Source organism: Algoriphagus vanfongensis DSM 17529 (genome assembly GCF_000429465.1).
Classification (GTDB): domain Bacteria; phylum Bacteroidota; class Bacteroidia; order Cytophagales; family Cyclobacteriaceae; genus Algoriphagus; species Algoriphagus vanfongensis.
Map to the genome: position 1 here is coordinate 316,587 of NZ_AUBX01000014.1, position 23,611 is coordinate 340,197.

The 23,611-nt window shown below is 45.1% G+C and carries 20 protein-coding genes; 5 read left to right on the forward strand and 15 right to left on the reverse strand.

The annotated features are described in order from the left end of the window. Positions 1–88: 88 nt before the first annotated feature. From G460_RS0112590 to G460_RS0112600, 3 genes are read left to right on the forward strand one after another with little or no spacing between them, the layout of a single operon-like run. Positions 89–2,209, forward strand: coding sequence for a bifunctional rhamnulose-1-phosphate aldolase/short-chain dehydrogenase (locus G460_RS0112590; protein ID WP_026955688.1), 2,121 nt, complete (start codon positions 89–91; stop codon positions 2,207–2,209). A 32-nt stretch (positions 2,210–2,241) separates the two neighbouring features. Beyond that, positions 2,242–3,279, forward strand: a complete 1,038-nt coding sequence (locus G460_RS0112595; protein ID WP_084421296.1) for a GntR family transcriptional regulator — start codon at positions 2,242–2,244, stop codon at positions 3,277–3,279. 12 nt (positions 3,280–3,291) lie between these two features. Beyond that, positions 3,292–4,626, forward strand: coding sequence for an FGGY-family carbohydrate kinase (locus G460_RS0112600; RefSeq protein WP_026955690.1), 1,335 nt, complete (start codon positions 3,292–3,294; stop codon positions 4,624–4,626). 2 nt (positions 4,627–4,628) lie between these two features. Here the strand turns inward: G460_RS0112600 and G460_RS0112605 are convergent, their stop codons facing one another. The 3 genes from G460_RS0112605 to G460_RS0112615 are packed head-to-tail and all read right to left on the reverse strand — an operon-like array spanning position 4,629 to position 7,316. After that, a complete protein-coding gene (locus tag G460_RS0112605; RefSeq protein ID WP_026955691.1) occupies positions 4,629–5,924 on the reverse strand; it encodes a sensor histidine kinase in 1,296 nt (431 codons plus the stop codon). Positions 5,925–5,933: 9 nt separating this feature from the next. Beyond that, positions 5,934–6,314, reverse strand: coding sequence for a VOC family protein (locus G460_RS0112610; protein ID WP_026955692.1), 381 nt, complete (start codon positions 6,312–6,314; stop codon positions 5,934–5,936). Positions 6,315–6,326: 12 nt separating this feature from the next. Continuing rightward, positions 6,327–7,316, reverse strand: coding sequence for an NHL repeat-containing protein (locus G460_RS0112615; protein ID WP_245578729.1), 990 nt, complete (start codon positions 7,314–7,316; stop codon positions 6,327–6,329). Positions 7,317–7,538: 222 nt separating this feature from the next. Here G460_RS0112615 and G460_RS0112620 point away from each other — a divergent pair, with 222 nt between their 5' ends. Beyond that, entirely contained in the window at positions 7,539–8,366 is an 828-nt protein-coding gene (locus G460_RS0112620) for a sugar phosphate isomerase/epimerase family protein (RefSeq protein WP_026955694.1), read from the forward strand. Positions 8,367–8,445: 79 nt separating this feature from the next. Here the strand turns inward: G460_RS0112620 and G460_RS0112625 are convergent, their stop codons facing one another. From G460_RS0112625 to G460_RS0112645, 5 genes are read right to left on the reverse strand one after another with little or no spacing between them, the layout of a single operon-like run. After that, a complete protein-coding gene (locus tag G460_RS0112625) occupies positions 8,446–9,747 on the reverse strand; it encodes a TRAP transporter large permease (protein WP_026955695.1) in 1,302 nt (433 codons plus the stop codon). Continuing rightward, positions 9,747–10,238 (reverse strand): TRAP transporter small permease, encoded by a 492-nt coding sequence (locus G460_RS0112630; protein ID WP_026955696.1) that lies wholly within the window; start codon positions 10,236–10,238, stop codon positions 9,747–9,749. The genes G460_RS0112625 and G460_RS0112630 overlap by 1 nt, the downstream gene beginning before the upstream one ends. 24 nt (positions 10,239–10,262) lie before the next feature. Continuing rightward, complete coding sequence (locus G460_RS0112635) at positions 10,263–11,246, reverse strand: TRAP transporter substrate-binding protein (RefSeq protein WP_026955697.1); 984 nt, start codon at positions 11,244–11,246, stop codon at positions 10,263–10,265. Between the two features lie 58 nt (positions 11,247–11,304). Beyond that, positions 11,305–11,964, reverse strand: coding sequence for a beta/alpha barrel domain-containing protein (locus G460_RS0112640; RefSeq protein WP_026955698.1), 660 nt, complete (start codon positions 11,962–11,964; stop codon positions 11,305–11,307). A 1-nt stretch (position 11,965) separates the two neighbouring features. After that, positions 11,966–12,961, reverse strand: a complete 996-nt coding sequence (locus G460_RS0112645) for a sugar kinase (RefSeq protein WP_026955699.1) — start codon at positions 12,959–12,961, stop codon at positions 11,966–11,968. Positions 12,962–13,063: 102 nt separating this feature from the next. Between G460_RS0112645 and G460_RS0112650 the strand changes: the two genes are divergently transcribed. Next, positions 13,064–14,710 (forward strand): UxaA family hydrolase, encoded by a 1,647-nt coding sequence (locus G460_RS0112650; RefSeq protein WP_026955700.1) that lies wholly within the window; start codon positions 13,064–13,066, stop codon positions 14,708–14,710. Here G460_RS0112650 and G460_RS0112655 read toward each other — a convergent pair. The 7 genes from G460_RS0112655 to G460_RS0112685 form a co-directional block, all read right to left on the reverse strand. Further along, positions 14,707–15,735: a Gfo/Idh/MocA family protein gene (locus G460_RS0112655; RefSeq protein WP_035464401.1), complete on the reverse strand. Its 1,029-nt coding sequence runs from the start codon at positions 15,733–15,735 to the stop codon at positions 14,707–14,709. The genes G460_RS0112650 and G460_RS0112655 overlap by 4 nt on opposite strands. A gap of 5 nt (positions 15,736–15,740) precedes the next feature. Then, positions 15,741–16,751 (reverse strand): 3-dehydro-L-gulonate 2-dehydrogenase, encoded by a 1,011-nt coding sequence (gene yiaK / locus G460_RS0112660; protein ID WP_026955702.1) that lies wholly within the window; start codon positions 16,749–16,751, stop codon positions 15,741–15,743. 54 nt (positions 16,752–16,805) lie between these two features. Next, positions 16,806–18,137 carry a pectate lyase family protein gene (locus G460_RS0112665; protein ID WP_026955703.1) on the reverse strand — a complete coding sequence of 444 codons (1,332 nt, stop codon included), beginning with the start codon at positions 18,135–18,137 and terminating at the stop codon, positions 16,806–16,808. A gap of 3 nt (positions 18,138–18,140) precedes the next feature. Further along, the gene (locus G460_RS0112670; RefSeq protein ID WP_026955704.1) at positions 18,141–18,536 is read right to left on the reverse strand and encodes a VOC family protein; all 396 of its coding nucleotides are present in this window, start codon (positions 18,534–18,536) and stop codon (positions 18,141–18,143) included. 11 nt (positions 18,537–18,547) lie between these two features. Further along, a complete protein-coding gene (locus G460_RS0112675) occupies positions 18,548–20,020 on the reverse strand; it encodes a pectate lyase family protein (protein ID WP_026955705.1) in 1,473 nt (490 codons plus the stop codon). A gap of 84 nt (positions 20,021–20,104) precedes the next feature. Further along, a complete protein-coding gene (locus tag G460_RS0112680; protein ID WP_026955706.1) occupies positions 20,105–21,766 on the reverse strand; it encodes a DUF4957 domain-containing protein in 1,662 nt (553 codons plus the stop codon). Positions 21,767–21,793: 27 nt separating this feature from the next. Further along, positions 21,794–23,608 (reverse strand): RagB/SusD family nutrient uptake outer membrane protein, encoded by a 1,815-nt coding sequence (locus G460_RS0112685; RefSeq protein ID WP_026955707.1) that lies wholly within the window; start codon positions 23,606–23,608, stop codon positions 21,794–21,796. Positions 23,609–23,611 lie beyond the last annotated feature (3 nt).

A 23,611-nucleotide genomic window follows, 5' to 3' on the forward strand; every position in this document is an offset into this window, starting at 1 on the left:
TCTCAACAAAAAGCCGTATTTTCAAGACAGCACAGGACAGCAAACGGGTAGATTAAGTACAAATTCGTAAGATCTAAAAAACCAAAATATGACGATGACAACCCAGAAATTCAAACATGTCTCCTACCTCTGGGACGAACAAGTTGCGAATCAATTAGAAGGAAATGAAGTAGATCTTTTAATCTATCGATCCAATATATTGGGTTCCGATTTGAGAATCACGAACTACGGTGGTGGCAACACCTCCTGCAAAACTTTTGAAAAAGACCCGCTAACTGGCAAAGAAGTAGAAATCATGTGGGTCAAAGGTTCCGGTGGAGATATCGGCACCCTGACCAAATCTGGCTTGGCAGGTCTATATGTAGACAAGCTCCGCGCGCTGGAGTCAGTTTATCGAGGTCTGGATTTTGAAGACGAAATGGTCGAACTTTTCAACCATTGCATTTATGACTTGAAGTCCAAAGCGCCGTCTATTGATACACCGCTCCATTCATTTCTGCCATTCAAGCACATCGACCACCTTCACCCTGATGCAGCCATTGCCATTGCCGCTTCGAAAGACGGGGAGAAAATCACCCAAGATCTTTGGAACGGGAGTATTGCTTGGATTCCATGGCAAAAACCAGGATTTGACCTAGGACTACAGCTTAGAAATGCGCTTAACGCCAACCCGGGAATTCGGGGAATTATGCTGGGAGGACATGGACTTTTCACTTGGGGAGACACTGCTTACGAATGCTATGTCAATAGTCTGGAAGTGATCGAGACCGCATCTCAATACCTGGAAGACCACTATGGCAAAACCAGGCCGGTCTTTGGAGGAGAAAAAGTACAGTCTCTAGCTCCGGAGGACAGAAAATCTCAGGCGGCAACTATCGCTCCTATCCTGAGAGGACTTGCTTCTTCAGAAAAATTGATGGTAGGTACGTTCAGCGACTCAGATACCGTTTTGCAGTTTATCAACAGTCATGATTTAGGCAAACTAGCCCCCATGGGAACCAGTTGCCCGGACCATTTCCTCAGAACGAAGATCTCTCCCTTGGTTTTGGACCTTGCAGCAGATGTAGATCTCTCCGATAGCGAATCCATCAAAAACTCTCTCAAGCAGGCTTTTGCTGACTACCGGGACATGTATGCTTCCTATTACGAAAATCACAAGCATCCCAATAGTCCAGCCATGAGAGACCCCAATCCTGTCATCATCTTGTGGCCAGGAGTGGGACTATTCAGCTATGCCAAAGACAAACAGACCAGCCGCGTAGCAAGTGAATTTTACATCAATGCCATCAATGTCATGCGGGGTGCTGAAGCAGTATCCGAGTATGTATCACTTCCACTTCAGGAAGCTTTCAATATTGAATATTGGCTATTGGAAGAAGCCAAGCTACAGAGAATGCCAAAAGAAAAGCCACTTTCACGCAAGATCGCTCTGATCACAGGTAGCGCTGGCGGCATTGGCAAAGGAATCGCAGAAAAATTTGTCAACGAAGGCGCCTGTGTCGTACTGACTGACATCGATCAAGAAAGACTGGATGGGGCTCTGGCTGACTTTCAGATGAAATACGGCAAAGACATCGTCCATGGAGTACTACTGGATGTGACCGATACCGACAGCCTTTCCAAAGCCATCAAGTCCACTTGCCTCAAATATGGCGGGATAGATATCGTGGTCAACAACGCCGGAATCAGTATCTCAAGAAAATTTGAAGAGCACACCGATCAAGATTGGGACAAACTAAACAACATCTTGGTCATGGGGCAATTCCATGTCTCCAAAGCAGGAGTAGACTTGATGAAAAAACAAGGAACCGGTGGAGACATCGTCAATGTGGTCAGTAAAAATGCACTGGTAGCCGGACCTAAAAATGTCGCCTACGGCACTACCAAAGCAGCTCAACTCCACATGTCCAGACTGATGGCCGCCGAGCTAGCGGAAGACAAGATCAAGGTGAATGTGGTCAATCCAGACGCTGTCATCGAAAGCTCCAACATCTGGGAAGGTGGCTGGGCCGAAAACAGAGCCAAAGCCTACGGAATCGAGGTCAAAGACCTTCCTCAATACTATGCCAATCGGACACTACTCAAAGAGAGTGTCAAAGTAGAAGACATTGCCAATGCGGCATTTGCCTTTGTCGGAGGCCTGCTCTCCAAATCCACCGGAAACATGCTCAATGTAGACGGAGGATTGGCGGCAGCATTTCCGAGATAATATCCAAGAGTAGCAATTAACCCAAAATAACCATGCTTTTAGATAGGTCAGAAATGATACACGTTGATTCCCGTACGCCCAAATATCTCCAAGTAGTCAATCTGATATTGGAGGAAATTGAAAAAGGGGAATTGAAGGTCGGGGACCGCATCCCGTCCATCAATGAGACGAGCTTTGATCTCCTTCTTTCTCGCGATACAGTCGAGAAAGCCTACAATGAACTGCGAGATCGGGGCATCATCACCTCTGTAAGAGGAAAAGGATTCTATGTGGCCTCAGCTATCATGGCTTCCCGATCCAAGGTGCTTTTGCTTTTCAACAAGCTCAGCTCTTACAAAAAGATCATTTACTACTCCATCGTCGAAAGCCTGGGAGAAAAAGCTACTGTGGATCTACAGATCCACCATTACAACAAAAATCTCTTTGAGGACTTCCTCGAAAGAAAACTGGGCAAGTACAACTATTACGTACTTGCCCCTCATTTCTTTGATCAAGACGGCCACCCGGAGACGGCTTACGACCTCATCAAAAAAATCCCTAAAGACAAACTGCTGATCATCGACCGCGCGGTCAAGGGCCATGAAAATGAGTTTCCCGGTATCTATCAGGATTTCAGCAAAGACATATTTGAAGCTCTGGAATCCGGTATCTCTCATCTCAAGAAATACGAACGCCTGATCCTTGTCTTTCCCAAAGGAGGAATGTATCCGGTGGAGATCATCGATGGATTTAAGAAATTTTGCTTTTTCCATGATTTCAAAAACCTGGTCATCGACGGAATGGATGATGAAGAACCCGTAGAAACAGGAGAATGCTACATCGTGCTTTCTGAATCGGATCTGGTCAGCGTGGTCAAAAAGACCAGAGAACAAGGCTTCAATCTAGGCGAACAAATCGGCTTGATTTCATACAATGACACACCTCTTAAGGAAATTTTAGCGGATGGGATCACTACCATCTCGACAGATTTCACTCACATGGGGAGATCCATTGCAGAGCAGATTTTGGGTACCGAAGACAGGATTCCTATCAAAAACCCATTTAAGCTGACCATCCGAAAATCTCTCTAAAAGCCGAATCAAATGCCCAAAACTCCAGTCACTGCTGTTTTTGACATTGGGAAAACCAACAAAAAGTTTTTTCTTTTCGACGAATCTCTTCAAGAAGTCTGGCACACGTATACCAGACTAGAGCCCATCCCGGATGAGGATGGATTTCCAGCAGAACCTGTCCTTCCGATGAGGGACTGGATGATCAGCACACTGAAAGAGGCTTTGAAGTCGGAAGAATACGAAATCAAAAAATTAAATTTTTCCGGACACGGAGCATCATTCGTTCATGTGGATGAGCAGGGAGAGCCCGTCACCCCTTTGTACGATTACCTGAAGCCATTTCCAGAAGATTTGCTTAGCAAATTTTATCAGGAAAATGGAGGCAAGATGGATTTTTGCAAGCAGACTTCCTCTCCTCCTCTGGCCATGCTCAATTCTGGTTTGCAGATTTATTTCATCAAGCATCAGAAGCCGGACTTATTCAAAAAAATCAAATACAGCCTTCATCTCCCCCAATACCTCAGTATGCTTTTTACCGGGCAGATGGTATCAGATTACACCAGCATCGGCTGTCATACAGCATTGTGGGATTTTGAAAAAATGGACTACCATGATTGGGTGAAAAATGAGTCCATAGAAGCTTTGCTTCCTCCTATTCTTCCCGGCAATTCACTTCTTCAGACCAAGGCGGAGTTTGGAAGCATCCCTTGTGGGATCGGTGTTCACGACTCATCCGGGGCACTTCTCCCCTATTTGAGTCAGGAAAAAACTCCCTTTGCCTTGCTTTCTACAGGAACTTGGGCGATCAGTATCAATCCTTGGAACAAGTCAAAACTCACCAAAAAGCAATTGAAAAGCGATTGCTTGCAGTTTCTGAGCATCCAAGGACAACCGATCAAAATTTCCCGCCTATTCATCGGGGAAGAGCACAAATACCAGATCGAGCAAATGTACGCCCACTGGGACCTTCCTCAAGGGACTTACAAAAAAATGAAGTTTGACGAGCATAGTTTTGAAAAAGCCAGAGCATGCCCTGAGAAAAAAATTGCTTTCCGCTATCTCAATCCGGAAGATTTCGGAATCGAAAAAGGTGGAGGAGCAAGTTTGGACAGTTTCACGGATTTTGAAGAAGCCTACTACTGTTTTATCCATGAATTGACGGAATTGCAGGTAGCTTCGCTAAGACTAGTTTTGGACGACACCGAAGTCCGCAAACTCTATGTGGATGGAGGCTTCAATGCCAATGATATTTTCCTGGAAATGCTTCGACGAAAGCTTCCCCAAATGGAAATCATCCCGAGTGACTTCCCCAACGGCTCTGCTTTGGGTGCGGCCATGCTGGTCAATTCCGACTTCGGCAATTGATATCAGGCTAGTTTTTTCTCCAAAAAGAAAATAATCTTTCCGGCTCCACCAGTACGGAAGCCCAACTTCATTCCGAGCTTGTCTGCGATTTTCTTGCATAGCGGCAAGCCTATACCTGTACCTTTCTCCCGATTGGTACCATACGAGGCTTTGATCTTAAACTCGAAAATACGTGCGGCAAAGTCATCTGGAATTTCGGGACCATCATTGATCACCTCCCAGCAGATCCACTCCTCACTCCTGACAAAGTCAACACTTATCTGACTTCCCTCCGGTGAAAATTTAATGGCATTATCTAGAAGATTCTTGAGAATGATTTTTACCTCATTGACTTCCAGATCGACTTTAGTCCCTCTCTCGTTGAATCGCGAAATGATTTGCTGTCCCTTTTGACCGGCCTGTACCTGCATGGTTCGAACCATTTCCTCATTGATCTCTACCGGATCGATCAGCTGAAAATCAACTTTGCCATGATCGAGCTCGTTCATGACCCAATGAAGCGTATTGTTCAGCACATTGTTTAGGTGATAGCTTTGTTGCTTCAGCTCCTGAAAGACCGTCTGCAAATCCTCTTTTTCCATCATACCCAGGCTATGGAGCTCCACCGTGGAGTTGAGTGTCGCTATGGGATTTTTCAAGTCATGCGATAGCAAAGCTATCAGCTGGTTTTTCTTTTCATTCAGAGCACTCAGTTCTTTATTGGCAGCTTCATTTTCCTCCATTACCTGAGTGAGAAAAGTGTTTTGCCTCCGATACCCAAAAATCCAGAATTGGATACCCAAAAAGATAAAAAGACAGCACCAGATCAACGTAATCACATGGTCCCAAAACAACACTTCATCACTGCTGTAGTTAGAGGGAATTTGGATCATTCCACTCGTATCCATATAGATCATCGTACACATATAGAGCAATACAAACACCAGCCAGGCGATTTTCAGCACTCCCCGAAAAAGCACAGCAATCGCCGCCACCAGCATAAATACCGTATATACTGTCGGTCCATTAAACCCATCATTGTAGTAAAAATTCAGCGTGATCAACCCCAGAGTCAGAAACACGATCAAGCTTAAAATCAATTGATAGCGCCGAGATCGTTTCATCCACCAATAGGAAAGAAAATACAATCCAGAATAGCCAAACTTGAACCCGGCGATCATCCAGCTCAAGCCCATTGCGACGTCTGACAATCCTAAGAAAATCAACAAAACGCCAGAAAGCAGTGCAAAAATCCGGGACACTCGCTCTTGTAGCAGCTCCTGGGACACCAAAGACTTCTCTTGAAAAAACTGCGCCATTAGCTTTGATTAAGATCTCGAATGGATCGCTATTCGATTACCTTCCGAATCCAGAAAAACTCCCATGTAGCCGATATCTTCCGCAATCAACCTTTTGGGAATCTGCACCTTTCCTCCAGCACCCTCTACTTTTGCCAGCTCCACAGCACAGTCTTCTGATGAGAAATAGATTAAAGCGCCTGCATGTCCGCTAGTCTCATAAAACTCTTGATGATAAACCAAACTTCCTCCAGCTCCTTTTCCATTTTCCTCCCAGGGAAACCAAGCCATTTGAAAATCCCCCATCACCTGAAGGCTTAGCTTGCAGTCAAAAACTTCTTCATAAAAATCAATCGCCCTTGACATATCCTTGACAGGAATCTCAAACCAACCTACTGTTACATTTTTCATAACCTGTGACTTTTATACTCTTGTTAATTTGATCGGATATGTTTTCCCTGCATTCCATTGACACACGTAGATATTTTCATCCTGATCGATGCAGACATCGTGACAATGCTTGAAAACGGGATCACTCTGCACCATCAGCTGTAGTTCTCCATTGCGATACTCCGGCGCCGTACCTCCAGGATTGGACACGACCTGATTGGATTGATCCAAAATCGTGACAAAACCGGAATTATCCGTCTGATTGAGGTATTTCAACCTTGACCAGCAAACACCAGAGTAGAGATTATCTCCATGAATCACCGGTCTGCAGACAAAAGCTCCCGGCAGAAAAATCGTCTCCATATACGCTCCATCCATACTGAACCTTTTGAAAGAGTTATGCCCTCTCGAAGTGCAAATCAACGTAGGAGCCGCTCCACCTCGCTGGTCCACAGCTATACCATGTGCTGTACTAAACTCTGCATCTCCATTACCACTTCCCCCAAATTTCCGAATGAAATTACCCTCTGAATCATACTGTAAGAAAAACTGAGAGCCATAACCATCAGCGATATACAGATCTCCATTGGGTGCTACAGCTGTCTCTGTCGGAGTCCATCTCATTTTTTCATCATAGATCCCATTCACCACCGGTGACTCGATCTCTGCTATGACTACTCCCGAAAGGGTAGTTTTGACTACTCGGCCACCATTGTCCACGATCCAGAGATACTCAGCATCGCCCTCATCTACGAGAGTGAGGCCATGAGCAGATTGGAGTCCTAGCGTCCATGTCTCCAATAGTTTACCGGACTGATCGTAGATGATCACATTGTTTTGCGGCTCGTCTGTCAGTAAAATCATCCGCCCCTTTCTATCCATCACCATTTCATGGCAATTGACCACAGGTACTTTAGTCGGGTCTAGGTTCCCCCATTTGGTATCTACTTGATAGGTAAAATCACCATGGCCTAGGACTTTATTTTTCAGTTCAAAAAGAGAAAAGTCATGTTTTACACTCATAGCAAGGCCAATTAAGGAGGAATTTTGGATAAATTTTCTTCTGGAATTCATGAATTCAAATGGTAATTCTGAGAATCGTTCTGTTTAAGAAATGGAAAATAGAAATAAAACTACAGCTAACCTCCCCACTCTCGCCAGAAATCTTACTTCAGCGGAAAATATTTGTATCACAAGGCCTTAGAAAAAAAATCACTAGATTCAATTTTCCCAAAAAACCTATCTATGAAAATCAAACACATCTTCATCCTCGCCCTAATGACTATTCCCATGTCCAGTTTTGGGCAGGAGATCGCTTTGCAGCTCTATTCTTTGAGAAATGAAATGCCCGAAAATCCAGAGAAATATCATCAAATGGTTTCCTCTTGGGACATTCATGCTCTTGAAGGCGGAGGTGGATACGGCTTGAGCAAATCGGAATATGCCAATCTCTTAGTTAAAAATGACCTGCGAGTAATTGGAGTCGGAGCAGACTACAACCAACTCACCAAAACTATCGCTCCGATCGTCGCTGAAGCCAAAAAATATGGGGCCAAATATGTGACTTGCTATTGGATCGCTCATCCCGACGGACCTATTTCACTTGATGAGATCAAAGTAGCCACTGCGCTGTTCAATGAAGTAGGGAAAGAATTTCAGGAACATGGATTGACATTTTTGTACCATCCTCATGGCTATGAATTCACCCCGATGAAAAAAGGGGTGGTTCTGGACTACATGCTGGAGAATGCGGAAAATTTCGGGTTCAACCTAGACGTCTACTGGATCAAAATGGGTGGTGGAGATCCATTGAAAATCATGAAAAAGCATAAAGGAAAATTTCCTTTGCTTCACCTAAAAGACCGTAGAATCGGCACCGCTGATACCCAAGACGGTCATGGTGATGTAGAAGACAATGTCGTATTGGGCACAGGCGATGTCGGGATAGCGGCTATCATCAAGGAAGCTCAAAAACAAGGGACAAAGTATCTGGTCATTGAGGATGAAAGTAGTCGGTCGGTGGAACAGATCCCTCTTTCGGTCGCTTTCATCAAACAACAATTAGAAAAGTAAGCTATCAACCATCTCAACAAAAAGGCCTCCAGAAATTCACTTTCTGGAGGCCTTTTTGTTGATTTCCCAAACCAAACAATCAATCTATGACTCCAAATAGTCTTGGCAACCAAAGTGAAATCTCTGGAAAAACCATAATCAAAATCAGACCGACGATCATCGCCAAGAAGAGGGGCAGCAATGGCTTAAGCACTTGCTGAATGGATATTTTAGCTATCCCTACCCCAATAAAGAGTACGGAGCCTACCGGAGGAGTACATAAGCCTATACACAGGTTGAGTACCATCATAATTCCAAAATGCACAGGATCTACTCCGAGTGAAGTCACCACAGGCAAGAAAATCGGAGTAAAAATCAATACAGCCGGTGTCATGTCCATGAATATCCCGACAAAAAGAAGTAGGAGATTGATCATGATCAAAATGACGAAAATATTATCGCTAAGCGAAAGGAGAAAATTGGAAATCCCCTGAGGAATCTCCTCTACCGACATCACCCAAGACATGGCCATCGAGGTAGCAATCAAAAGCATCACCACCGCGGTGGTCTCGGCAGACTTGAGTAGGACAGCAGGAAGATCTTTCCAGCTGATCTCCTTGTAAAATAGTGACAAAATCAAACTATACACTACCGCAATTGCAGAAGCTTCAGTCGCTGTAAATACACCGCCTACGATTCCCCCAATCACTACTACGAGAAGAAATAAACTTGGAATCGCATTATAGAATGTCTTAGCTAGCAAGCTCAATGAAGAAGATTCGCCCGCTGGAAGTTTTTTGATCTTCACCATGATCGCCGCTGTCACCATCAAAAGCAAGCCTATCAAGAGTCCCGGAAGATATCCTGCTACAAATAAAGCCGCTACAGACACTCCTCCAGAGGCCAGAGAATACACAATCAGCACATTGGATGGAGGAATAATCAATCCAGTCGTCGACGAAGTGATATTTACGGCAGCTCCCAATTCTTTTGGATAGCCTTCTTTTTCCATTCTTTTCCCCAGAATCCCACCCATCGAGGAGGCAGCTGCCACAGCGGAACCTGCAATAGCTCCCATCAACATAGCAGCAATGATATTCACATGAAGTAATCCTCCGGGCAGTCGACCGGTCATAGCTTTAGCAAATTCGATCAATCGATTGGCTATACCACCCCTGTTCATCAGTTCGCCTGCCAAAATAAAAAACGGAATAGCCAAAAGGGAAAAGCTATCCAGCCCTGTCCCCATTCGCTGGGCAATGGTAGTGATAGCTGGCAAAGACTGCACTGTCACCATCAAGGTCAGCATACTAGACAGTCCCAAACTCCAGGCTACAGGAACACCAATACCCAAAAAAAACAAAAACGAAATAACGAGAATCAGTACACTTACGAGTTCCATTAGGCTTGAATTTTAAGAGAGTGAGACAATTGCTTAATGGAATAAGCTTGATAATAAAGAACCAAAAGGCCACTAAACGGGATGATACCATAGACAAATGCCAAAGGAATCTGCAGCGTGGCAGATTTTTGGGAAAGTATAAATGTGATATAGACCAGATTGGATCCGCCGATCACCATCACTCCGATTGCAAAAACCAAAATGCAGCAATTGATCAGGATCATCATCTTTGTTCTGGCCTTCTCTTTCATTTTCGTCAAAAGAATATCGATGGCAATGTGCTCGTTTTTTCCCGCCACATAGGCTGCTCCCAGCATTCCCAGCCACACCAGCATGTACCTAGCCAATTCATCTGTAAAAGAACTCGGGTTTTTAAAAACGTATCGGGACACCACTTGCCAGGTCACATTGAGTACCATGAGTCCCATCAATGCTACCAAGAGATGGGCTATAAATTGGTCCAGTTTTGATTTGATTTTTAGAGAAAACATGAGGTTATTTTTGGGATTTCAGGGTCATTGGATTTCACGGATGGATTGGACGATGGCATAGATTTCAGGCTGGGCTACTTTCAGTTCCTCATAGACACCCTCCACGGCCTTCCGGAAAGGCTCCTTATCCGGACGGGTGATCGTCACTCCAGCAGCCTCTAGCTCACGCATGGACTCAGCAGTTGATTCTGCCCATAGGATAGATTCATAAGCTGCAGATTCATCAGCTGCTTCTTGCACCCACCCTTGCTCTTCTGGACTGAGACTTTCCCAGACTTTGGTACTGATGATCACCACATCCGGGATGGAAGTGTGCTCATCCAGGCTATAAAATTTGCAAACTTCGTAATGTTTGGAAGTATAGAGACTGGGAGGATTATTCTCTGCAGCATCTACAATCCCTTGCTGGAGCGCCGTGTACAATTCCCCGTAAGAAACGGGAGTAGGCGAGCTTCCCATTGACCGCACCATATTGGCAGCGGTAGGACTCTCCATCACCCGCACTTTGAGACCTGCAAGATCTGCTGGCGTCTCGACTGGTTTGTCTTTGGTATAAAAACTCCGCTTACCTGCATCATAATAACACAAGCCTCTGAGCCAAAACTTCTCTCCATCGAGTAATAGCTGCTTGCCGATAGGTCCATTTAGCACTTTCTTTTGATGCTCATCATCTCTGAAAAGATAGGGCATCCCAAAAACCTGCATCGTCGGAGCAAAGCCTTCCAGCGCTGCGGCAGAGACTTTGGTCATCCCCAGACTACCTATCTGAAGTAATTCCACCAATTCTCTTTCAGAACCTAGCTGCTGATTGGGATATACTTTGACCTTGATTTTGCCTCCCGACTTTTCCTCAATTTTCTCACCCATAAAAAGCATCGCTTCATGGACGGGATGATTGACTACTTGGGCATGACCCAGTTTGATGATTTTGACATTGAGATTATCCGAGCAGGAACTCAAGACCAAAAGGACCAAACACAAAAACAAACTACTGATTGAAAATTTCATGGGTTTATTGGCTGCAACTTGTATCAAACAATATTAACTATTCTTCTCTTGCTCTTTCTCAGAATCTACGGAATCGGTTTAAACTTTCCCTTGCCACATAGATTTTATTCTCCAATTCTTCAAACTTCCCCCCTTCGATCAGATCCGCTGCAAAAAGCTGAGATCCCATCCCGACACAGTGTACTCCTGCTTTGGCCCAAGTGGCCAGGTTGCTTTCCTCTGTGGTGACACCGCCTGTAGGCATGATTTTGAGATCCGGGATGACAGAGCGCACCGCTTTGATAAATTCCGCACCCAATACATTGGCTGGGAAAGCTTTGATCAATCCAATTCCGGATTTATAAGCCCGATACGCTTCCGATACTGTTCCTATGCCAGGAATCCAGGTGATATCATGCTGTGATGTATAAGAAGCCAAGTCCTCATCCCAAATAGGCGACACCAAAAAATCAGCTCCCATCTCGTAAAACTGCTTCGCATCAGCTGTGGTGAAAATCGTCCCTATCCCAAGATAAAAACCTTCCCAATCCCGTGCTGCTTCTCTTAGCTGAGCAAATACCTCGGCAGAATGAGTTCCTCTATTGGTAAACTCAAAAACCTGCAAACCAGCTTTTCGACAGCTTTTCATTACGTGAAGGGCCGTATCTGCATCCGAATGATTGTAAACAGGGATAATACCCGAGTCCTTCATCTGCAGAACAATCTTTTCTCTCATCATCTTATCTTAATAGTCTTCCTACATTTTTATTTTCTACCAGTGCCAAGACTTCCTCCACACTCACCTCATTGGCATCGCCTGGAATACTGTGTTTCAAGACAGACGCAGCCGTTGCAAAATCAAGCCCTTTTTCTTCCCCAAACTCCTCTAAACCATATATCAGACCTGCAATAAAGGCGTCTCCTCCTCCGATTCTATCCACGAGCTGATCCATTTGAAACACCTTCGTTTTGTAGGAGACATCCGGGGTAAGCAAAATTCCTGACAACTCATTTTGATCCGCAGAGATAGAATTGCGCTCAGTTGTAGTGATGTATTTCAATGCAGGGAATTTATGAAAGGCTTCTTCACAGGACTTTTCAAAAGTATCCTCTTGGATCCCTGCACAGTTTTCCAAGTCGGTCTGTCCTGCCACTATCAGTTGGGAATAAGAAATCAATTCTGGCATCACCTCCACTGGGCTGACGCCATATTGCCAAAGGTTGCGACGATAGTTGATATCAGCACTCACTTTGACTCCATGTTTTTTTGCTGCTTCTAGTGCTTTTCTGGTCAATTGAAGCGCGTTTTCGGAAATAGCAGGAGTAATTCCAGTCCAGTGAAACCAATCCATTCCATCCATGATTTCATCCCAATCAAAGTCCTCTGCGGAAATTTGTGAAAAGACCGAATCACTACGATCGTAGATGATCCTGGAGGCTCGCTGCATCGCTCCTACTTCCAAAAAGTACAAACCCAAGCGCCCCTCTTTCCGGGGAATGTATTGGGTTCCGACACGAGAAGCCCTCAGATATTTCAATACTGACTCACCAAAATCATGCTTGGGCAGTGCTGTGACATGCTCTACTTCACAGCCCCATTGGGACAATGAGATGGCGACATTGGCCTCTGCTCCACCGTAAACTGCCGAGAAATCTGATGCTTGCGAAAATCTATGCCTACCAGCTACTGTGAGCCTCATCATAATTTCGCCAAGTGTAACAATTTTTAAAGACATCCTTCTATTTTTGTCGATTAATAAAATTTAAAAGGACTTTTCCTTTTGTTTGATAAATTTATATTTTGCGCAATCGATTGCGCAATATAATCAATAAATCGAATGAACCATAAAACTTTAAAAATTCACCCAAACGATAATGTGCTGGTAGCGCTGTCCGACCTGAAGGCAGGCGAAACCATCACATACGGTGAACTTTCCATTACCCTGAAGACAGACGTATCGGCCAAACACAAATTTGCAATCTATGACTTTCAAACAGGCGAACTCATCTACATGTATGGGGGAATCGTCGGAAAAGCAACAGAGCCAATTAGTGCCGGTCAAGCTTTGACAACAGCCAATGTGACTCACGAAGCTGAAAATTTCGGTAAAAAATCAGGAGACTATCAGTGGACAGCCCCTGACATTTCCCGCTTTGAGGGACGTACTTTTCGAGGATATCATAGAAAAGACGGCCAGGTAGGCACCAAAAATCACTGGCTGGTCATCCCGATGGTATTCTGCGAAAACAGAAATGTCAACACCATCAAAGAAGCATTTTTGGAGGAATTGGGTTTTGCTAAGCCTAGTCCCTACAAACAGCTGGTGCAGGAAATGAAAAACCTCTACCAGTCCGGAAAAAAAGAATCTATTGAAGGACTCACTTTCAGCAGCACCTACGAAGTAGCAGACCAGCGCCTTTTTGAAAACATCGATGGGATCAAGTTTCTAACGCACCAAGGAGGTTGTGGCGGAATTCGCCAAGACTCCGAAGCGCTCTGCGCACTTTTGGCGGGATACATCAACAACCCCAACACTGCTGGAGCTACTATCCTTAGCCTTGGGTGTCAAAATGCTCAAGTGAATGACCTGCAGGAGAAATTAAAGAAAATCGCTCCCAATTACGACAGACCTTTGGTCATTTTGGAACAACAGAAAGAAGGAACCGAACAGGCTCTCTTGACTAAAGCGATTAAGGAAACTTTCTTGGGAATGGCAGAAGCCAATATGACCCAGCGGGAAGAAGCTCCATTGTCCAAGCTATCAGTAGGTCTGGAATGCGGCGGATCAGATGGTTTTTCCGGTATCTCAGCCAACCCATCCGTGGGTTATGCTGCCGACCTTTTGGTTGCCTTGGGTGGAAAAGCGATTCTTTCCGAATTTCCCGAACTTTGCGGTGTAGAGCAGGAACTGATCAACAGATGTGTCAATGACGCCACTGCTGAAAAATTTTCCCACTTGATGAGAACCTATGCATCTGCAGCGGAAGCAGTTGGGTCTGGGTTTGATATGAACCCATCTCCGGGCAATATCAAAGATGGACTCATCACAGATGCCATGAAGTCTTCTGGAGCAGCCAAAAAAGGCGGAACATCGCCAGTTTCTGATGTTTTGGACTATGGCGAATACCTAGCCAAACCAGGCCTTACGCTCTTGTGCACTCCTGGAAATGATGTAGAAAGTACTACGGCCATGGCAGGATCCGGTGCCAATGTCATCCTTTTCACCACTGGTCTAGGTACTCCTACCGGAAACCCAATCACCCCAGTGATCAAGATTTCCAGCAATCACCGTTTGGCTGAAAGAATGCCTGACATCATCGATGTCAATGCGGGACCTGTGATCTCAGGAGACAAATCAATCCAGGAAATGGGAGAAGAAATTCTTGAAAAAATCATTCGGGTAGCCAGCGGTGAGGAATCCACCAAAGCCGTCCTACTCGACCAAGATGACTTTATCCCTTGGAAAAGAGGAGTTTCCCTCTAATCTTCAAAAGGAAATCGAACCAGCTTGTTTTGCTGAGAAGATAAATAGACAGCCCGGATCAACTCGACTGATTTCCGGGCTGTTTTTCCATCTACAACAGGCATTTCTTTGGTACCAAGAGCATTTAGAAAATGTCTCCACTGTGCGAGGTGAAGCTGAAAACCAATAGCGTTAGGATCAGAAGATCCACTGCCCAAAACTACCTCCTGATGAGTTTCTGTGGATGTTTGTCCTTTGATATTCCAAGCGACTAGTTTGCCTGCTTCCAAAATAGCACTACCCTGCGTCCCATAAATCTCAATCTTCTCGGGATAACCCGGAAATAGAGACGTAGCAGAAGTGAGGTTTCCGATAGCCCCATTCTTGAATGTTACCAGGGCTGATCCGAGGTCTTCTGCTTCGATATCATGGTAGCTAGTGAGGGTTTTCGCGTAGACGGATTCTACATCACCCATCAGGTCTAGCAGCAGATCAAGCGTATGAATACCTTGATTGATAAATGCCCCTCCACCGTCTGCTTTGATATTTCCTTTGTATTTGCTGGAGGCGTAGTAAGACTCCGTTCGATACCAATTGACATAGGCATTCCCCATCAGCAATCGACCAAAAACGCCATCATCCACTGCCTTTTTCAACTTTTGATAGTCTTCAGCAAATCTGTTTTGGAAGATCACTGCTAGCTGAACTCCTCTTTTCTCTGCCTCGAGAATCAACTCATCTGATCTACCTAGCGTAATTTCCAAAGGCTTTTCTATCATGACGTGCTTGCCCTTGTGAATAGCACGAAGGCTAGGCTCCAGATGCATTCCGCTAGGTGTGCAAACACAAACGATGTCCAGGTCAGGGATTTCCAAAAACTCATCCAAATCCGAAAAAACTGGCTCAATGAATCTAGTACGTGCCGCTTCAGCACTTTCTGGATTGGGATTGAAAAGCCCTACTACTTTCGCATCTTCGAGTTCTGCGATGGCTTGCACATGTTTGATTGCGATGGCTCCTGTGCCTATGATTCCGATTCCTTTCATGATTTTCAGCGAATAGTTTGAAGTAAATTTTCCCAGGTTTTTTGGGAAACAGGCACTCCGTTTTTCAAATTATTGATTCTGGTCTCTAAAGTTTTCTGTCCCGGATAGGTGACACGCTTCCCTTCAAATACTGCCGCACCAAGATAATCTTTCAATATAGCCTCTATCCTGGCATCCATCTCCGAAGCTAACCCTAGGGCCTGAGGATCCAAGGCTATAAAGACTTGCGAAAGGCTAGTTTCTACAGGTTCCTTCCCGATCTCATGAGTACTTTTGCCTCCCGAAAGCAGCGTTCCCAGCAAATCCAGCATCAGTGAAAGCCCTGCTCCTTTCCAAAGACCTGCCGGCAATGCCAAATTATTTTCCAATACCGTTCCAGGCTCTTTGGTCATTTGTCCTCTCTGATCAAATCCAACAGGAAAATCAGCCTCCTTTCCTTGCGCTGCCAATAAACTTAATTTCCCATAAGCAAACTGGGACATGGCCATATCCAATACAATAGGTTTCGTGGGGTGAGGAATCCCAATGACTAGGGGATTATTCCCCAATTTGGGCTCCTTGCTACCCCAAGCCGGCATATTGGGTGTGGTGTTGGTAAAGCAAATCCCTATCTTCCCCTGAGCAATAGCTTGCCAAGCATAGCTTCCACCCCTCATCCAATGATTGGTATGAGCGAGCCCCACCATCCCGACTCCTACTGAAGAAGCCAGAGAAATTGCCCGATCCATACAAAAATTAGCGTTGAGATTACCAGGTCCTTGATTACCATCCCATCGCTCAAAGACTACACTTTGTGAAAGCAATGTTGGTTTGGCATCAGGCCGCACCACTCCTCGATGGATGTAGTCCAAAAATCTACCAAAGCGCTCAATTCCATGGGATCGCACACCATCCAAGTCTGTTTCTGCAAAAAGTCTGGCACATAACTCTGCTCTTTCCTCATCAAACCCATGCTGCATCAATGCATCCTGAAGCTTGTTTTTCAGGTCAATGTACGGAACTAACAAATCAGCCATTAAAATTCGAGTGATGAGCTTTCAAGTTAATTCCCAGCTTGGAATTAAGCAATCTTACAAGATTTGCTTTGACACCAGGCTATTCAAATAAACCTCCACATTGGTATAGTCCAGATCGAGGTTAAATTGATGGCTATCAGCAGCGGAATTTGGATCCAATTCATTTTTAACCTCCCAATCATCCGGCATTCCGTCTAGATCTGAATCTTGCGGTGCTGGCATTGATTTTAACTTGGGCCATCCACCTACCTGTGCCTGAGAATCTATGATTCCATTAGCTCCAAAGGTTTCTTTTCCAGTCCTCACTTCTTCCAATATCCGTAAGTCAATTTCATCCCGACTCTTGCTTGCTCCGGCTTCTTTTAAAACCAATTGTAAAGCATCATTGGCACTAAAAGTCTGGACCTGCACAACTTCCAGTGCCTGATGTAGCAGCTCAAAATCTCCATCTCCCTTCGGATGGACACCTTGGGAATTATCCTTTGTCTGTACAGCATTTCCCTCCATGACATTTCCTGCCACATAGAATTTACCAAATGGACTATAAGGCTGTACAAATCGAATGTTTTTGGCCCCGGTAGCAGGCCCAGGTTTGTAATAATTATTTACCAAATTATAATTCCCCTCCTCACCGGCATAGGCGCTATTTCCTTTCCAATTGTAAACGACATTGTTTCTAAAATCAGCCAATTCCTTTTCAGGCATTTTGTGATAGCGAGCACCATTGAACCTGGGGTTCCGACTGTTGTGATCAGAAAGGAGATTGTATAAAAAAGAAGCTCCCATTCCTCCCCAGATCCCTCCATAGCCATGTTCGCCTTTTTCGTGAACAGACTTATTGAGGCTTTCTGAAAGGATACAATATTGAAGTGTGAAATTTTCATTGTCATAAAAGGAACCACATTCGTCAGTGGCCCAGCTGAGCGAACAGTGATCAATGATGACATTTTTGGTGTGGATCGCACTCATGGCATCATCCTGCGCCTTTCGCTCATCCCCCATCCTGCTTCGGATATAGCGAACGATTACATTGTTTGCCTTGATTTTCAAAGGGAAGTTTTTCAGTGTGATTCCACCTCCTGGAGCTGACTGACCAGCGATCGTCAGGTCACCATGATTGACATCCAAAGAGGACTCCAACTCTATAGTGCCTGACACTGCAAAAGTGATGATCCTTGCCTCCTTCTTTTGAATGGCATCTCTCAAACTTCCTGGTCCATCGTCCTTAAGATTGGTCACGACAATGACCCGTCCTCCCCGGCCTCCTTTGGTATATTTCCCAAACCCTTCTGCGCCTGGAAAAGCCAATGATTGCCCTTCTTCTCCCTGTGCAAATGTCAAAGAAGCCAATAGGAACAAGCCTAAGAAAATCAATCCCTTTCTCATCGTTTATCCCTGATCTTTAAGCATAGGATTAGTCCTTTTGCATAGCTGAATACAAACTCCCCAAGGATCCCGCAGCATTACCAAATGTGATCCATCGGGCAGGACATCATCACTTATTTCTTCAGCACCAGCTTCACACAGGCGCTTTTTGTCCGATGCTGGATCTATCGAGACAAAAGCCAAATGAACCGCCAATGGATGCAGCTTGGAAAACTCCAATGTTTCTCCTTTAGGATTGGAGTAGAGCTCTAGCATTACATTACCGCTATCATCTGCCAAAAATGTCATATAAGGCGCTTGGGCCATTTTCATTTTCACCTGCATCCCCAAATGCTGCTCGTACCAGAGGGCCATGGCTTTGGGATTGGATACGTTGATTGCAAAATGTTCAATTTTCATTTTTATAAAGTTTACTTCAGTGGAAAGTCTTTGATCAAACTATTCAAATAGACTTCAAGATAGGTATAAGGAGTCCCAGGTTTGACTTCCTTTCCATCACTGGCGGATTCATGATCCAGTCCATTGGCTTTTTCCCACTCATCAGGCATTCCATCCAAGTCGGAATCCAAAATAGCTTGCCCAGCACGCAAACTCGGCCAACCTCCCACGTCGGATTGAGAATCTATGATTCCATTAGTACTTCCCAAAGACCCTTCAAAATCAAAGGTGTTGGATCGTACATTCGCAATTATTCTTTCATCCACAGAGTCTCTTGACAGATTGTTGCCAGCCTGATCTAGCACCCATTCTAGAGCTTCCTCGGCACTGTGAGTTTTTACATTCTCATATATTTCATGCGGGACATCGAGCCGCATAGCAGCTAGTTCGTCCGAACTGACAGTACCGTAGCTTCCATGAAATTGGTTGATCACCCCATGCTGCCAATTATCCGCCAGCACATTCGGGTTGCCCTCGACGACATTGCCTTCGATATAAAACTTCCCCCAAATGCCAAACACTTCGGCACCTTCCACTTTATTTTTATCAATGGAAATGATCCTGTTCCTCTTACTACCGCCCGGACTCGCTGGCCCAGGTTTGTAATAATTGTTGACCAAATTGACATTCATGGCTTCACCGCCATAGGTACTGTTACTTGCCCAATTGTAGATGACATTGTTTCGCATGTCCACTTTATCCGTCAGAGCAAATGCTTTGCCCGCTGCCTCACCCAATCGGGGGTTTCTGCTATCATGATGGGCCAACAAATTGTGATGAAAAGTCGCATTTTTACCACCCCAAATCCCTCCATAGCCATGAGATCCTTTTTCATGCACGGATGTCTTGAGGCTTTCAGACACGACACTACACTGGAGTGTAAAATCCTCATTGCCGTAGAATGTAGCGCACTCATCCGTAGACCAGCTAATCGAGCAATGATCTATGATGATATTTTTTTGAAATCTGGCCTCTAAAGCGTCTGCTTGCTGAGCAGCCTCATCCCCAAGACGGAAACGCAAGTACCGAACGATCACGTTGCTGGCGCTGATCACCACAGGAAAGTCCCGAATCGTAATCCCGTCACCCGGGGCACTTTGTCCTGCAATAGTCAAATCACCATGAATGATATTCAGTCTTGATTTGAGCTGGATCGTCCCTCCCGTAACAAAAACGATTGTTCTTTTTCCAGCTTGATTGATAGCATAGCGCAAGGTACCGACCTGCCCATCATCCTCCAGACTCGTCACATAGAAGACTTTCCCTCCCCTACCTCCGGAGGTAAACTGACCAAAACCTTCCGCTCCCGGAAATGCATATTCAGGCCCATCATAGGGAGGAATCTCCACGACAGGATCTTCCTGATCAGCATCCTCGACTTCTGTGTTCGTTTGGCAAGACCAAAAGGTGCAGAGCAATAAAACCAGCAAATAGTTTTTCATCATACGCTTTGATTCACTGTCAGAAGGGACAATAAAAAGGTGTGGAAATTCCACACCTCTTTTTAGATAAACAATAAACCCGATTCATTAAAGTTTTGCTCTCCATCGTGGATCTCCGCTGTCATATTTCCCAGCGAATCCATTGTCCTGAAAGTTGAAATTATAAGCGTCTGGATTGACCCAGAGTGTAGCCTGACCACCTGCGTAATTCCCAAGAGGGAAGCCAGGAATAGGATCTGAGTTGAATGAAAAATCAGAAGTACTGTAGACATTGACAATATCGAAAACTGTCTCTGCCAAACCTTCCATCCCTCGGATCGAAAGGTCATCAGACATGGCCTCATCCCATCCATGACCAAATATGCTGTTACGGATCTTGATTCCTTGAGCTACATTGTTGTTGCCGTCGCCCCCTCTGTATCTGAAGATTCTATTTCCAGAGGTGATGAAATTAGCAAACGTACAGGATTCGATCGTGATAGACTGAGAGTTGTTTCTGGAAGTGACGCCATTTTGAATTCGACTGAAAGTCGAGTTTTCGAAGGTGATATGATTGACATGTGCAGTCATCTCATCATCGCTTGGGTTTGTATCTGTGGTCAAAAGACCATAGCCCCCGATGCTGTCCACCTGAGTATTTCTCACCGTGTATTGGTCGATTGCTACTGTTCCGCGGATCCTGATGATACCTCTGAAGGTAGTCAAGACACAATTGTCAAACAGCAACTCACCTACATTGACTCCATCCGTATTCGGATTGAACACATAGTCTCCACTATAATCTTCCCCTCTGATTTCCAAATCCACAAATCTGATGAAATCGATCTGAGATCCTTCTGCAATATTCCAGTTGCCTGTAGTCACCAATCTGGCCTTTTGCTCTCCGAAGCCATATGCAGCCTGAATCGTGATGGACTTGTCCAGATCTTCCTCTGGAAGATCATAGGTCATCCCTCTTTTTACCAGAATAGTTGCTCCCGGATGTGCCGCTGCAACCGCATCAGCCACAGCAGATGAACTTTCATTTTCTCGAATATCGATGACATTTGGATCAGTAGGATCTATGTCTGCTACTCGGGTAGTGTAAGGCACCCAACCTCTGAGTACTTCATCACTGTAAATGGCGATTTGGTAGTCAGTCTCAGGCTCTAGCCCAGTCACGATCACTTCCCCAGCCAATGCCTGCTCTGCAGAGACCGGCTGCTCCTCCATCAATGGAGTGGTCAGCCTAAGGTCATCCCCAGCAAACACTTTGGTTCCGGTCACCTGAGCTCCTGCCAGTACCCAACTCACGCGTGCAGCTACATCTGTCACATCATAAACCGCCGGTTCATTGATAATACTTGGGAATCGCTGCGTCCGCACATTGCCCAGATCGGAGGCCTTACTATCATAGGTAGCGTCCGTTGCACGAGCCGTGGCACGCACTTGGTACAGCTGATTCCAAAACAAGTCTTCTCCTACCAGCTCACGATTGATCCGCACATAACTGGTGTCTGATTCGATCAGATAGTCTACCGTATTGAAGGTATCCCGGCTGACTTCCACAGTATAGGAAACGGCTTGCTTTAGGTTGCCCATATTAACAATGATCTCATTGGCTTCTGAAAAAAGCTCTTCATTCAACACCGGTCTAAACAAGCGGGTCTGCTCAAATACTTCTTCATCTTCCTGGCAAGCAGTGAAGGAAAAAACTCCAACAATTGCCAAAAACAAGAGAGAATTAAATTTCAATTGTATGTTTTTCATTTTGATTTCTTTTTTGGCTAAAGGGAATTAGAATCCATATCCGTCATTGGTCAGCGTGCCTTGACTATTGGCTATGGCGCTGGCCGGAATCGGGAAAATATACCTTACCACACCTGGATTTGGTCCGTCGATGTAGTTTGCCCAATCTTTGGTGATCCACTCCGAATAGGTAAGAGTCTCATCGTGCATACTCAATAGGAAAGGAACCTGATTCCACGTATCATCCGGTGGAGCGACTACTTTGGTATTTGGATTAAGGATGACAAAGTCTCCATTGTCTGCTATTTTCCAATACATGTAGTCAGGGAGTGTTCCTGTACCATAGAAAGCATCATCAGCCATCTTTTTCAATCCCTCCACGGTCTCATCCATTTTTTCGGAATAATTACCCCATCGAATCAATTCGTATTTACGGATCATCTCTCCGCCAAATTCCCATGCTCGCTCATCGACGATAGCTTGGAAAAAGTCTTCTTTACTTCCCGATACCTCACTCACGTAGCCGTCTACTTTTTCGGACCAAAGCGAAGAATTGAAGGCTCTTCTTCTGACACGCTTCAGTTGCTCCTGCGCTTCTGCCGTCGGGCCGTTCAATTCATTTTCGGCCTCAGCATACATCAGCAATACATCCGCATAGCGCATCATCGGCCAGTTGATACCAGTACCTTTCGCAGATGAAGCTCCTGGAGGATTTTCCAAGAAATGACGGCTCCATTTGCCCTGCGCGATATTCGTTCTGTTGTTGATAAATTCCTTTTCGAAGCTCGTATTGATCTTGTACAAAGCACAAGTCACATCTCTTCTTACATCCAGCGTATCGAAAGAGAAATAATAGGTCGGCGGAATAGCCATGTAATTATTTCCTGAGCCGAAACTATGTGCAGCCGTAGGCCCGCCTTCCACGGTGATCCCGATATTCCAGGCTACATCTCCATTGCCCAAAGCAAAAGGTACTTCAAACAAAACCTCTGAATTTACCGGAGAGATGAATTTGTTTTGATTCAAGAAAACCTGACGATAATCTGTCGGCAACTCACGGTCCTTCAGTGCAATCAGCTTTGCTGAGTAATCTTTGGCAATCTGATAGTACTCAAGGTAATCTGATGCTCTGCTTTGGCTCAGGTCAGGATTGACATAGTAGCCTCCGCGCTGAAGTGCTAGTCTGGCTATCATCCCTAGCGTATATTCCCGAGTCACTTGCTCAATACCGTATGGAGTTTCGTCTGCCCACATCATCCCTTCTTCCACTTCGATCATATCTTGGATCACTCCAGAGAGGATCACATTGCGATCTTCTTTTGGCAGGTTGAAATCAGCCCCGGCCACCGGAGCTTCATTGACATAGGGTACGTCTCCAAAGTAAAAAGCCAAGATGGAGTACCAGTAAGCTTTCAAGGTCACCGCTTCTCCGAGTAGATGACTCATCGTTCTGGCTTCTACCGGATCTTCGGATTCCAATTTTCCACTGGCTCTAAGTCCTTCGATGGAGATATTGGCATCTCGAATGGCTCGGTAGGCATAGGTCCAAACGATCTCCAAATCCCGGTTGCTCTCGAGTGCATTGAGATCCCAGATCTGATATCTGTCGCCGGTACTGGTCCAACCGCTTTGATGCTCGATATCGGTATTCCCTGCCATATTATTGGAAAGTCGGGACCGGAAGGCATCTTGTCCAAAATGAGAGTAGACAGCATTGACACCTTTCCGGGCATCGTCTACATTGGAATAAATATAATTGGAGTCAAAAGTGGAGATAGACTCCGGCTCCAGAAAATCACTGCAGGACATGACCAATACGGAAGCTGCAGCTAGTGCGAATTGATTGAATTTTATAGCTTTCATTTG